10 protein-coding genes are annotated in these 12,931 nt (G+C 68.1%); 7 read left to right on the top strand and 3 right to left on the bottom strand.

All coding sequences use genetic code 11. The annotated features are described in order from the left end of the window. The first annotated feature begins 222 nt into the window (after positions 1-222). The 4 genes from ACWDEX_RS29065 to ACWDEX_RS29080 all read left to right on the top strand — a co-directional run bounded on the left by ACWDEX_RS29065 (position 223) and on the right by ACWDEX_RS29080 (position 4,669). Entirely contained in the window at positions 223-2,766 is a 2,544-nt protein-coding gene (locus ACWDEX_RS29065) for an ATP-binding protein (protein ID WP_450467248.1), read from the top strand. After that, entirely contained in the window at positions 2,763-3,446 is a 684-nt protein-coding gene (locus tag ACWDEX_RS29070) for a response regulator (RefSeq protein ID WP_450467250.1), read from the top strand. The genes ACWDEX_RS29065 and ACWDEX_RS29070 overlap by 4 nt, the downstream gene beginning before the upstream one ends. Positions 3,447-3,541: 95 nt before the next feature. Next, entirely contained in the window at positions 3,542-3,940 is a 399-nt protein-coding gene (locus ACWDEX_RS29075) for an OB-fold nucleic acid binding domain-containing protein (protein WP_450467252.1), read from the top strand. Positions 3,941-3,943: 3 nt separating this feature from the next. Beyond that, entirely contained in the window at positions 3,944-4,669 is a 726-nt protein-coding gene (locus tag ACWDEX_RS29080; RefSeq protein ID WP_450467253.1) for a DUF3159 domain-containing protein, read from the top strand. Between the two features lie 56 nt (positions 4,670-4,725). On the opposite strand, the gene ACWDEX_RS29085 is transcribed toward ACWDEX_RS29080, so the two are convergent. Together ACWDEX_RS29085 and ACWDEX_RS29090 are read right to left on the bottom strand one after the other, a co-directional pair. Further along, entirely contained in the window at positions 4,726-5,403 is a 678-nt protein-coding gene (locus tag ACWDEX_RS29085; RefSeq protein WP_450467254.1) for a potassium channel family protein, read from the bottom strand. Continuing rightward, the gene (locus ACWDEX_RS29090) at positions 5,403-6,074 is read right to left on the bottom strand and encodes an NAD-binding protein (protein ID WP_450467261.1); all 672 of its coding nucleotides are present in this window, start codon (positions 6,072-6,074) and stop codon (positions 5,403-5,405) included. The genes ACWDEX_RS29085 and ACWDEX_RS29090 overlap by 1 nt, the downstream gene beginning before the upstream one ends. A 414-nt stretch (positions 6,075-6,488) precedes the next feature. Here ACWDEX_RS29090 and ACWDEX_RS29095 point away from each other — a divergent pair, with 414 nt between their 5' ends. Then, positions 6,489-8,537 (top strand): APC family permease, encoded by a 2,049-nt coding sequence (locus ACWDEX_RS29095; RefSeq protein ID WP_450467255.1) that lies wholly within the window; start codon positions 6,489-6,491, stop codon positions 8,535-8,537. 73 nt (positions 8,538-8,610) lie between these two features. After that, entirely contained in the window at positions 8,611-9,939 is a 1,329-nt protein-coding gene (locus tag ACWDEX_RS29100; RefSeq protein WP_450467256.1) for a class I SAM-dependent RNA methyltransferase, read from the top strand. A 1,355-nt stretch (positions 9,940-11,294) separates the two neighbouring features. Here ACWDEX_RS29100 and ACWDEX_RS29105 read toward each other — a convergent pair. After that, positions 11,295-11,864, bottom strand: coding sequence for a DUF7660 family protein (locus tag ACWDEX_RS29105; RefSeq protein WP_450467257.1), 570 nt, complete (start codon positions 11,862-11,864; stop codon positions 11,295-11,297). A gap of 421 nt (positions 11,865-12,285) precedes the next feature. Here ACWDEX_RS29105 and ACWDEX_RS29110 point away from each other — a divergent pair, with 421 nt between their 5' ends. Then, the gene (locus ACWDEX_RS29110; RefSeq protein ID WP_450467258.1) at positions 12,286-12,657 is read left to right on the top strand and encodes an ankyrin repeat domain-containing protein; all 372 of its coding nucleotides are present in this window, start codon (positions 12,286-12,288) and stop codon (positions 12,655-12,657) included. The last annotated feature ends 274 nt before the right edge of the window (positions 12,658-12,931 follow it).

Here is a 12,931-nt window from a genome sequence, read left to right on the forward strand (position 1 = left end):
ACCACTCGACGAGGGGTGCGGCCTTTTTCGCTGTTTCGTGCGCAGCCTCTTGTTTCTCTTGTTTCCTGCGCGGCCTTCTGACGAGCGAGCGGGTTCGCGCCGCCGCTTGCATCAGAGTTCCGTCAAAGACGCTCCGGGACGCGCTCCCCACCCCTTTTGCCGTGATTATTGGCCGTAAGGTCGACGCGGCGTACTCAGCTGTGACGGGAAGACAATGAGGCCATGGGACGCGGCAAGCTTCGGATATACCTGGGTGCGGCACCGGGCGTGGGCAAGACGTACGCGATGCTGTCCGAGGGGCACCGCCGGGTCGAACGGGGCACCGACTGCGTGATCGGCTTCGTGGAGCATCACGACCGGCCCCGCACCGAGGTGATGCTCCACGGCCTGGAGCAGGTCCCGCGGAGAGAACTGGAGTACCGCGGGAGTGTCTTCACCGAGATGGACGTGGACGCCGTGCTGCGTCGCGCCCCCGCCGTCGCCCTGGTGGACGAACTCGCCCACACCAACGTGCCCGGCTCCCGCAACGCCAAGCGCTGGCAGGACGTCGAGGAACTGCTGGCGACCGGAATCGACGTGGTCTCGACCGTCAACATCCAGCACCTGGAGTCGCTCGGCGACGTCGTGGAGTCGATAACCGGCGTACGGCAGCGCGAGACCCTCCCCGACGAGGTGGTGCGCCGCGCGGACCAGATCGAGCTGGTGGACATGTCGCCCCAGGCGCTGCGCCGGCGCATGGCGCACGGCAACATCTACACGCCCGACAAGGTCGACGCGGCCCTGTCGAACTACTTCCGGCCGGGGAATCTGACCGCGCTGCGGGAGCTGGCCCTCCTCTGGGTCGCCGACCGGGTCGACGAGTACCTGAACGAGTACCGCAGCCAGCACAAGGTGTCGACGATCTGGGGGTCGCGGGAACGGATCGTCGTCGGGCTGACCGGCGGCCCCGAGGGGCGGACCCTGATCCGCCGGGCCGCACGACTGGCGGAGAAGGGCGCAGGCGGCGAGGTCATGGCCGTCTACATCGCGCGCAGCGACGGCCTGACCTCGGCCTCGCCCAAGGAACTCGCCCTCCAGCGCACCCTGGTCGAGGACCTCGGAGGCACCTTCCACCACGTGGTCGGCGACGACATCCCCGCGGCACTCCTCGACTTCGCGCGCGGAGTGAACGCCACCCAGATCGTGCTCGGTTCCTCGCGCCGCAAGGCCTGGCAGTACGTCTTCGGTCCGGGCGTCGGCGCCACGGTCGCCCGGGAGTCGGGTCCCGACCTCGACGTGCACATCGTCACCCACGAGGAGGCCGCCAAGGGGCGTGGCCTGCCGGTGGCCCGTGGCGCACGCCTCGGCCGCTCGCGCATCATCGCGGGCTGGCTGGTCGGCGTGGCCGGGCCGATAGTCCTCGCGCTGCTGCTGAACGCGGTGCATCTGGGCCTCGCCAACGACATGCTGCTGTTTCTGGCGCTGACCGTTGCAGCGGCCCTGCTCGGCGGGCTCCTGCCGGCGCTCGCCTCGGCGGCCTTCGGCTCACTGCTGCTGAACTACTTCTACACGCCTCCGCTGCACCGGCTGACCATCGCCGATCCGAAGAACATGGTCGCCATCGCGATCTTCGTCGGGGTGGGGGTGTCGGTGGCGTCGGTGGTGGACCTGGCCGCCCGGCGCACTCACCAGGCGGCCCGGCTGCGCGCCGAGTCGGAGATCCTGTCCTTCCTGGCGGGCAGCGTGCTGCGCGGCGAGACCAGCCTGGAGGCCCTCCTGGAACGGGTGCGGGAGACCTTCGGCATGGAGTCGGTGGCGCTGCTGGAGCGGGCGAGCGACGTCGACCCGTGGACCTGCGCGGGCAGCGTGGGCCCGGGTGCGCCCGTCGAGCGGCCGGAGGGTGCCGACGTCGACGTGCCGGTCGGTGACTACATGGCACTGGCGCTGTCCGGACGGGTCCTGCCCGCCTCCGACCGCCGGGTGCTGGCCGCCTTCGGCGCGCAGGCCGCGGTGGTCCTGGACCGTCGGCGACTCCAGGAGGAGGCCGAACAGGCCCGCGCGCTGGCCGAGGGCAACCGCATCCGTACCGCGCTGCTGGCGGCCGTCAGCCATGATCTGCGTACACCACTGTCGGCGATCAAGGCGGCTGTCTCCAGCCTGCGCTCCGACGACGTGGCGTGGTCGGAGGAGGACCAGGCGGAACTGCTGGAGGCGATCGAGGAGGGCGCCGACCGGCTTGACCACCTGGTCGGCAACCTGCTCGACATGTCGCGCCTGCAGACCGGCACCGTGACGCCGCTGATCCGCGAGATCGACCTGGACGAGGTGGTTCCCATGGCGCTCGGCGGGGTGCCTGAGGCCAGCGTGGAGCTGGAGATCCCGGAGACCCTGCCGATGGTTGCCGTGGACGCCGGGCTCCTGGAGCGCTCGGTCGCCAACCTCGTCGAGAACGCGGTCAAGTACAGCCCCCCGGAATCACCTGTGGTGGTCTCCGCGAGTGCCCTCGCCGCCCGCGTGGAGGTTCGCGTCGTCGACCGTGGCCCGGGCGTGCCCGACGACGCGAAGGAGCGCATCTTCGAGCCCTTCCAGCGCTACGGCGACGCCCCGCGCGGCACCGGCGTCGGTCTCGGCCTCGCGGTCGCCCGCGGCTTCGCCGAGGCCATGGGCGGCACTTTGAGTGCCGAGGACACCCCCGGCGGTGGGCTCACGATGGTCCTCACCCTCCGGGCCGTGAAGGGCCCACACGATTCCGCACGACTGGCCGAACCGGAAAGGCAAACCACATGACCCGGGTGCTCGTGGTCGACGACGAGCCGCAAATCGTGCGCGCCCTCGTGATCAACCTGAAGGCACGCAAGTACGAGGTCGACGCGGCCCCCGACGGGGCGACCGCGCTCCAGCTCGCCGCCGCCCGACATCCCGACGTCGTGGTGCTCGACCTCGGGCTGCCCGACATGGACGGCGTCGAGGTCATCAGGGGGCTGCGTGGCTGGACCAGGGTCCCGATCCTGGTGCTGTCCGCCCGCCACTCCTCGGACGAGAAGGTCGAGGCGCTGGACGCGGGCGCCGACGACTATGTCACCAAGCCCTTCGGCATGGACGAGCTGCTGGCCCGCCTCCGCGCCGCCGTGCGCCGGGCCGAGCCGGCCGGGGGCGGCGCGGACGGCGTGATCGTGGAGACCGAGGGGTTCGCCATCGACCTGGTCGCGAAGAAGGTCAACCGGGCCGGGAAGGACGTACGCCTCACCCCCACGGAGTGGCACCTGCTGGAGGTCCTCGTGCGCAACGCGGGCCGCCTGGTCAGCCAGAAGCAGTTGCTTCAGGAGGTGTGGGGGCCGTCGTACGGCACGGAGACCAACTACCTGCGGGTCTACATGGCCCAGTTGCGGCGCAAGCTGGAGGCGGACCCGTCGCATCCGAGGCACTTCATCACGGAACCCGGGATGGGGTACCGCTTCGACAAGTGAGACATGCAGGACAAGTGGTCGGTGGCCGGGCCGGTGGTGGGCCGTGCGGTGCAAGGGGGTGCGTCCGTGTCGACGCACCCCGGTAGGCTTTCGGTATGAGTGCTGTTCCTCGATCCGAAAGGCCGACGGGCCGATTCCGGCGCATGTTCGACCGGCTGTCCTCGTCACAGGAGGACCTGGAGTCGGAGGAGCTACGGGAGGACGCCGAGACCGCGGGCTGTACTCGCATCGGCGACTGCCAGGACCGGCAGATCGTCACGGTTACTGGTACCTTGCGCACGGTCACGCTGCGCCCGCGGGCCGGGGTCCCGGCACTGGAGGCCGAGCTGTTCGACGGTTCGGCCGCCCTGGACGTGGTGTGGCTCGGTAGGCGCTCCATCGTCGGGATAGAGCCGGGGCGCAAGCTGATCGCTTCGGGCCGGATCGCGATGAGCCGGGGCCGCAGAGTGCTGTTCAATCCGAAGTACGAACTCAGACCACTCGGACGGGAGTAGCCGGTGACGTCACTCGAGAAGCCGACCGAAGACGCCCAGCAGGATTCGCGGGCGGTGACGGAGGCCGCGCTCTTCGAGGCGTTCGGCGGAGTCCGAGGCATGGTCGAGACCGTGGTGCCCGGCCTTTTCTTCGTCACCATCTTCACGATCAACAAGGACCTGCACTGGTCGGCGATCGCCGCGCTCGCGGTGTCGCTGTTGCTGGTGGTGGTCCGTCTCGCGATGAGGGACACCGTCAAGCACGCCTTCAGTGGTGTTTTCGGTGTGGCGTTCGGTGTGGTCTTCGCGATGATGACCGGCAACGCGAAGGACTTCTATCTGCCGGGCATGCTCTACACGTTGGGCCTGGCCCTGGCTTACATCATCACCACACTCGCGGGAATCCCTTTGATCGGCCTGATCCTCGGCCCGGTCTTCAAGGAGAACCTCTCCTGGCGCACGCGCAACCCCGGCCGTAAGAAGGCCTATGCGAAGGCCAGTTGGGCCTGGGGATTGATTCTGCTCGCCAAGTGCATGATCCTCTTCCCGCTGTACTGGTGGGCCAATACCGCCCAACTGGGCTGGGTCCTTATCGCGTTGAAGATCCCGCCGTTCCTGCTGGCCGTGTGGCTCACCTGGGTTTTCCTGGCGAAGGCCCCCGCGCCGATCGACGTGTTCGCGGAGATGGAGGCTGAGGAGGCCGCCGCCAAGGAGCAGGAGGCGGCGGGGCGGCATCGTCGGGCGTCCTAGATGCTTGAGGGGGGTACCCGGAGACTTCCGGGTGCCCCCCTCAAGTACGACCGCCGTCAGCCGTCCGTATCAGCCGTGCGCACCGACAGCAGATCCTCCAGCTGCTCCTCCCGCGCCTGTGCCGCCACGAACAGCAGTTCGTCGCCCGCCTCCAGGGAGTCCTCCTGGGAAGGCGTCAGCACTCGGGTACCGCGGATGATCGTCACCAGGGACGTGTCCTCGGGCCACTCCACGTCACCGACCTGCGTACCGGCCAGGGCCGACTCGGGCGGCAGGGTGAGCTCGACCAGGTTCGCGTCGCCATGGCTGAAGCGGAGCAGGCGGACCAGGTCGCCCACACTCACCGCCTCCTCGACCAGGGCCGACATCAGGCGCGGGGTGGAGACGGCCACGTCCACGCCCCACGCCTCGTTGAACAGCCACTCGTTCTTCGGGTTGTTGACCCGGGCGACGACACGGGGGACGCCGTACTCCGTCTTCGCCAGCAACGACACGACCAGGTTCACCTTGTCGTCGCCCGTCGCGGCGATGACGACGTTGCAGCGCTGCAACGCCGCCTCGTCCAAAGACGTGATCTCGCAGGCGTCGGCCAGCAGCCACTCCGCCTGGGGGACGCGCTCGACCGAGATCGCGGTCGGCGCCTTGTCGATCAGCAGGACCTCATGCCCGTTCTCCAGAAGCTCACCCGCGATGGAGCGGCCCACGGCACCGGCACCGGCAATGGCGACCCTCATCAGTGACCGCCCTCCTCTTCGGGTCCGTCGGCGAACGCCGCCTCGACCTTCTCGATGTCGTCCGTCCGCATCATCACGTGCACCAGGTCGCCCTCCTGCAGCACCGTCTGCGAGGTGGGCAGCATGGCCTCGCCGAGCCGGGTGAGGAACGCCACGCGGACGCCCGTCTCCTCCTGCAGCTTGCTGACCTTGTGGCCGACCCACTCCGGCGAGGTGTGCACCTCGGCCAGCTGGACTCCGCCGGTGGGGTCGCGCCACAGCGGCTCTGCGCCGGAGGGCAGCAGACGGCGCAGCATCTGGTCCGCCGTCCAGCGGACCGTGGCGACGGTCGGGATACCGAGTCGCTGGTAGACCTCGGCGCGTCGGGGGTCGTAGATGCGGGCCGCGACGTTCTCGATGCCGAACATCTCACGAGCCACGCGTGCGGCGATGATGTTCGAGTTGTCGCCGCTGGAGACGGCGGCGAAAGCGCCGGCGTCCTCGATGCCCGCCTCGCGCAGGGTGTCCTGGTCGAAGCCGACGCCGGTGACACGACGGCCGCCGAACCCGGAGCCCAGTCGCCGGAAGGCGGTGGGGTCCTGGTCGATCACGGCGACCGTGTGCCCCTGTTGCTCCAGGGTCTGGGCAAGAGCGGATCCCACTCTCCCGCAGCCCATGATGACGATGTGCACGACCGTCCTTCCGGTGTCAGTGGTCACGGCTCGGTCCGGACGCCAACGACAGGGTCTCAGACCGCCGCCCAAGCTACACACGCACCGTCCCGGTGAGGCACCCCCCGTGCCCGCGTGCCGGACGGCGTTACAAGATCAGCGACGGCTGATGCTGCGGATGCTGGAAAGAGTCAGGATTCCGAGGCCGATGAGTGCGGCGGTGCCGCCGACGAACTCCGCGGTCACATGCATGGAACCTCCGTGGGGCGCTGGAAGTCGGGGTTTTGAGCGAAAGATATGGGGGTTTCGTCATATAGACATGCCGAACTCTTTACCTGCGGAATCCGCAGCGGATTGCCCTCCGATTTCACTCGTGAGGCAGATCTCTGTCAGCAGGGAGGCGACCCCCAGTTCGAAGCCTTACGATCCTCTCTTGTGTCCAAACTGACCGACGTGCCTAAACGCATCCTCATCGGGCGCGCACTGCGCAGTGACCGGCTGGGCGAGACGCTTCTTCCCAAGCGCATCGCACTTCCCGTCTTTGCTTCCGACTCGCTGTCCTCCGTGGCGTACGCGCCCGGCGAGGTCCTGCTGGTCCTGTCCATCGCGGGTGTGTCGGCGTACCACTTCAGCCCCTGGATAGCGGTCGCTGTCGCCGTGCTGATGTTGACCGTGGTCGCCTCCTACCGGCAGAACGTGCACGCCTACCCGAGCGGCGGCGGCGACTACGAGGTGGCGACCACCAACCTCGGCCCCAAGGCAGGCCTGACCGTCGCCAGTGCGCTTCTCGTCGACTATGTCCTCACGGTTGCCGTGTCGATCTCCTCCGGCATCGAGAACCTCGGCTCCGCCGTCCCCTTCGTCGTCCAGCACAAGGTGCTGTGCGCGGTCGCTGTCATCGTGCTGCTGACGCTGATGAACCTGCGCGGCGTGAAGGAGTCGGGCGCGCTCTTCGCGATCCCCACGTACGTGTTCGTCACCGGCGTCTTCATCATGATCGCCTGGGGCGCCTTCCGCGGACTCGTCCTCGGCGACACCATGCGGGCGCCGACGGCCGACTACCACATCAAGGCCGAACACCAGGGACTCGCCGGCTTCGCGCTCGTCTTCCTGCTGCTGCGCGCCTTCTCCTCCGGCTGCGCCGCGCTCACCGGCGTCGAGGCGATCTCCAACGGCGTCCCCGCCTTCCGCAAGCCCAAGTCCAGGAACGCGGCGAGTACGCTGGCGATGATCGGCCTTCTGGCCGTGACGATGTTCTGCGGAATCATCACGCTGGCCATGACGACCAAGGTCCGCATGTCGGACAACCCGGCTGTCAACCTCCTGCACAACGGAGTCCCGGTCGGCCGGGACTATGTGCAGAACCCGGTGATCTCCCAGGTCGCCGAGGCCGTGTTCGGCAAGGGCAGCTTCCTGTTCATCGTGCTGGCCGCGGCCACCGCGCTGGTGCTGTTCCTGGCCGCGAACACCGCCTACAACGGCTTCCCGGTGCTCGGCTCGATCCTCGCCCAGGACCGCTACCTGCCCCGCCAGCTGCACACCCGCGGCGACCGACTCGCCTTCTCCAACGGCATCGTGCTGCTCGCGGGCGCCGCCATCCTGCTGACCGTTGTCTACGGTGCCGACTCGACCCGGCTGATCCAGCTGTACATCGTCGGCGTGTTCGTGTCCTTCACCCTCAGCCAGATCGGCATGGTCAAGCATTGGAACCGCCATCTGGCCACCGAGAAGGACCAGGCCCAGCGCCGTCACATGATGCGCTCGCGTGCCATCAACACCTTCGGTGCCTTCCTCACCGGCACGGTCCTGGTGGTCGTCCTGGTCACCAAGTTCACGCGCGGCGCCTGGGTCGCCCTGCTCGGCATGTGCATCTTCTACGCGACGATGACCGCGATCCGCCGGCACTACGACCGCGTTTCCGACGAGCTCGCCGCCCCCGAGACGCCGAGCGACGACAGCCTGCGCCCGTCGCGGGTCCACTCGGTGGTGCTCATCTCCAAGATCCACCGCCCCACGTTGCGTGCCCTGGCCTACGCCAAGTTGCTGCGCTCGGACAGCCTTGAGGCACTCAGCGTCAACGTCGACCCTACGGAGACGAAGGCCCTGAAGGACGAGTGGGAGCGGCGCGGCATCGGCGTACCGCTGAAGATCCTCGACTCTCCCTACCGTGAGATCACCCGCCCGGTGATCGAGTATGTGAAGAGCCTGCGCCGGGAGTCCCCGCGGGACGCCGTGTCCGTGATCATCCCCGAGTACGTGGTGGGCCACTGGTACGAACATCTGCTGCACAACCAGAGCGCGCTGCGGCTCAAGGGCCGGCTCCTGTTCACCCCGGGCGTCATGGTGACCTCGGTGCCGTACCAGCTGCAGTCCTCCGAAGCGGCGAAGAAGCGGGCCCGCAGGCGGCAGGAGTGGAACGCGCCGGGTGCGGTGCGCCGCGGGCCGGCGGAGCAGCGGACGAAGGAACCCACCGTCAGGGACTGACGTGCGTGGGAGCACGTAGACTGGTGGGCTGTTGTCCAGCCGTTCCCTCTCGATGTTGTGGAGTCACCCCGCCATGCAGGCAGAACCGAAGAAGTCGCTGGTGGGGGAGGAGTACGAGGTCGAGATCGGCCCCGTCGCCCACGGCGGTCACTGCATCGCCCGTACCGACGAGGGCCAGGTCCTCTTCGTCCGGCACGCGCTGCCCGGCGAGCGGGTCGTGGCGCGGGTGACGGAGGGCGAGGAGGGAGCCCGTTTCCTGCGTGCGGACGCGGTGCGGGTACTGGAGGCCTCCAAGGACCGCATCGACGCGCCCTGCCCCTACGCCGGCCCCGGCCGCTGCGGCGGCTGCGACTGGCAGCACGCCAAGCCGGGCGCCCAGCGTCGGCTGAAGGGCGAGGTCATTGCCGAGCAGCTGAGGCGCCTCGCGGGTCTCACGCCCGAGGAGGCGGGCTGGGACGGCACGGTGGTACCGGCCGAGGGTGACAAGCTTCCGGCGGGCGAGGTACCGAAGTGGCGTACGCGGGTGCAGTACGCGGTGGACGCCTCCGGCCGCGCGGGACTGCGTCGGCACCGCTCGCACGAGGTGGAGCCGGTCGATCACTGCATGATTGCCGCGGAGGGCGTCAGCGAGCTGGGCGTCGAGAAGCGCGACTGGGCGGGCATGGACTGCGTCGAGGCGATTGCGGCGACGGGTTCGCAGGACCGCCAGGTCATCCTGACGCCCAAGCCGGGCGCTCGGCTGCCCCTGGTGGAACTGGACCGTCCGGTGTCGGTGCTGCGGGTCGACGAGAAGTCCGGCGGGGTGCACCGCGTCCACGGCCGCCCCTTTGTCCGTGAACGCGCCGACGGCCGCACGTACCGGGTCGGGGGCGGCGGCTTCTGGCAGGTCCACCCGAAGGCGGCGGACACGCTGGTGACGGCGGTGATGCAGGGACTGCTGCCGCGCAAGGGCGACATGGCGCTGGACCTGTACTGCGGCGTCGGCCTCTTCGCGGGCGCGCTGGCCGACCGGGTCGGCGACCAGGGCGCCGTGCTCGGCATCGAGTCCGGCAAGCGCGCGGTCGAGGACGCCCGGCACAACCTGGCCGACTTCGACCGGGTCCGCATCGAACAGGGCAAGGTCGAATCGGTCCTCCCGCGCACCGGCATCACCGAGGTCGACCTGATCGTCCTGGATCCGCCGCGGGCGGGAGCGGGCCGCCAGACGGTGGCACACCTGACGTCACTGGGCGCGCGCCGCATCGCCTACGTGGCCTGCGACCCGGCGGCGCTGGCGCGTGACCTGGGGTACTTCCGGGAGGGTGGGTACCGGGTGCGGATGCTGCGGGCGTTCGATCTGTTTCCGATGACGCATCATGTGGAGTGCGTGGCGATCCTTGAGCCTGCGGGGAAGGGCGCCTGACCTGCGAGTTAACCGGTGCGCATTATGTGCAGTGGGGGCGTTACGGGCGATATCTTGACGCCGAAATGACGCTCGTGACGCTCGTTCTGATGGGGCGTCAGGCAGTCAGAGCAGGTTATGGGCGCCGCCTCCCTTCATCAGGATGTCGGCAGGCGGGAGCGCTTCGTCGTCCAGTGCACGCGGCTACCGGAAACCAGGCCAGGGAGCTGACCCACTCTGGTGGATCAGGTTCCCGGCTGTGCGTTCCGCCGTCGGCCGGCGGGACTTGAATTTATGACCTCTTCGTCCCGAAGGAACTTGCGCGGGTGGCCGACCACGGGTCGGTGGGCCTCTCACCTGCTGCGAGCGTCCACAGCCGTCCGCGCTCGTCCGCCGCTGTGTGGCGGCGTTGTCACGCAGTTAGACACTCACCCGGGATGGACCCGGCGCTTAGAAGATGCGGGCAAGCCTTGGTGGGGCGATCCGATCGTCTTACTTTGGCACCGCGCCGGTTCGCCGAGCGCTGCTGCCGTCCGGCGTCGTTGCCCTCAGCGCTGCCGTCACTGCCGTCGGCGGTGCTGCCGTGTGACCACCGCATTAGGAGTTCGATCCGTGCCTTGCCAGGCGCCAGTACCCTCGAACGTGCCGGGCCGTTTAGTCGCGCGCCGCACTCGTCACGCTGCTCCCCCTTCGCCCTCGGCTGGCGGTGTGAACCTGTAGGGACCGTGGCCGTCTTTACGCCGGCAGGCAAGGCGAGTGCTGGGCGTTCCCGGGCGCACGTTGAGCTCCTCAGTGCGGACCTCGATAGGCTCGGTGGTCGTCAACTCTGCTTTGATTGGGCGTGTTTGGAGAGCGATGCCTCGATACGTGCGAGTCAGGATCGTTACACCAGAGGCGGAGGAAGCCCATCGGAGAGCTGGCATCGTCCTCGCATCTGTAGCGCTTGCAACTGCTGTTCAGATGGCGGGCATCTTCTACCTCGCCAGGGCGCTGCAAGGCGGGCATCTTGGGCACGCCGCACTAGGGGCGCTCTGCGTACTCCTGGCGGCTTGGGTCGCTCAGCTCGTAGATGCCAAAGGCCGCCGACGTCCGTTCAGAACGCGGAAGTTCATTCTCAGCGTCTGTCTCTCGTTCGCCCTCGTACTTGCCCTGCCCAACCTCTTCTAGACGGGTTCTGGCGTGCTACTCACCGACGGCGTCTCAAGCATCGAGTCATGCATGGCGGGGCTGCTGCAGAGCACCAACTTGGAAGATCGCGTACGCGCACCCTGCCTGACCTGCCGAGTTGATGACATGCGGGGTCTCGGGTCGTTCGCCGAGACTCCCCGCTGGTCCCCGCCGACCGCTTCCCCGTCGGACACGTAGGGGGCACGGCGTCACTCGTAGAACCGCGCTGCGCTCAGGGCCTGCGCCATGAACGTCCAGTCGCCATTAGGTGGGAGCTCCTGGCCGTGGTTCGTGTACCACCTCGGGGCGTCGGCAACCCACGCTTCCAGCGCCTCCAGGAAGCTGTCCAGCGTCCGGTTCTCCCACTGTGTGCCGCTCTCTGCGAAGTCCTGCCGAAGACGCCTCAGAAAGCCGCTCAGGGCCTCACGGTCGGCAAGGCGCTCGTTGGGTTCCAGTGGCAGGACTGCGCGTTCGTCGCCCCAGTCGTTGAGCCTGAGCCTGACCTGGCAATTGTGGTCGGCGTGCGCGACCACATGCCCACTGATCAGGAAGCCCAGTGGGGGAGGGACGGTTCCGGGCGGTGCGGCGAAGATCTCTGCCAGTCCTAGGGCATCGGTGACGCCGTCGATCTGCACGAAGACGCCGAAGGGCTGCCGGCCGATGACCTTGCCTGTGACGCTGGTGCCGATCGGCAAGGCTGTCTTCGTTGCTGGCCACGCAAGTTGTATGTCCTCCGGCGTCGGATCGCCGACACCCTTCGGCCACGTGTACTTCGTCATGGGCCGCATCCTGCCAGGCGCCGAAGTGCCGAGGTCGGCGGAGTCTTGATGACCAGGTCAAGCTGGCGGGCGCGGTCCATCAGCGAGAACGCGCCCGTGCCGAATGCCCGCTTCGAGATCTGGCCTCATCCTTATCAGGTCGATCACGGCGGCCGCCGACGTCGACCAACCGACCCTGCACCTCGGTCGATCGTCCACTGAGGTCCGACGCCGACCGCTGCTGTTCGTGCTTGTTGGTGTCAGCCGCTGGTGTCAGCCGCCGCACGTGGTCTTGACAAGGGCTGCCCCACCGCCCTATGGCACCAGTTTGGAAGACGGCGTATCCGCTTACCGGCTGACCTGGCAAGCCACTGACCTGAGCGGGAGTGCGAACCTAGCTGTGGTTCCCCGCTGCGTCCCCTCTGCCATAGGCTCCGCTGGTGTGGAGGACTGGCTGAAGAACTTCGTGGAGAACATCGGGAACGATTTGTCTCCGCTCCACCAAGCCGTGGAGAGCGGTGATCTGGGAGAGCTGACGCGACTCCTCGATGCCGGCGCTGATCCCGACGAGATTCATGACTACAGCGGTTGGACGCCATTGCTGTGTGCGATCGACGGTGAGCTCGAGGGATCGGTGCAGACAGGGAAACCTCTGGAGGCTGCCGCGACTGCGGTGCTGCTTGCCTACGGCGCTGATCCGGAACGGCCCTCCCGCGACGGCCTTACGCCAATGCACCTGGCCTTTCAGTCGCGGCACGAGATGGCGGTCCGTCTCCTTGAAGCGCACATCGCCCGGCGTCGCTCAGGTGGGTAACCCCCGGCTTGTTCTGGGGGATCAGCTCTTCTGGAAGTGATGCGGCCAACCCGTCACCTGGCCCCCTTTATCGTGTCACCCTCTTCTACCTGCCCTGACACCGGCGCCCGTCGGTGTTGCCTGTCAACGTTGGTCATCACCGGACGGCCCAGAGACGGCCCCGGGCCGACGAGGGGTACCTAGGTGTACTGACCCGTGAGGTTGTGGACGCGGCTGGCGGGTGGTTGGCCCTTGAGCGCGGTGTGTCCGCGGTGGTGATTGTAGGTGTGCAGCC

The organism is Streptomyces sp. NPDC001020 (assembly GCF_053599115.1).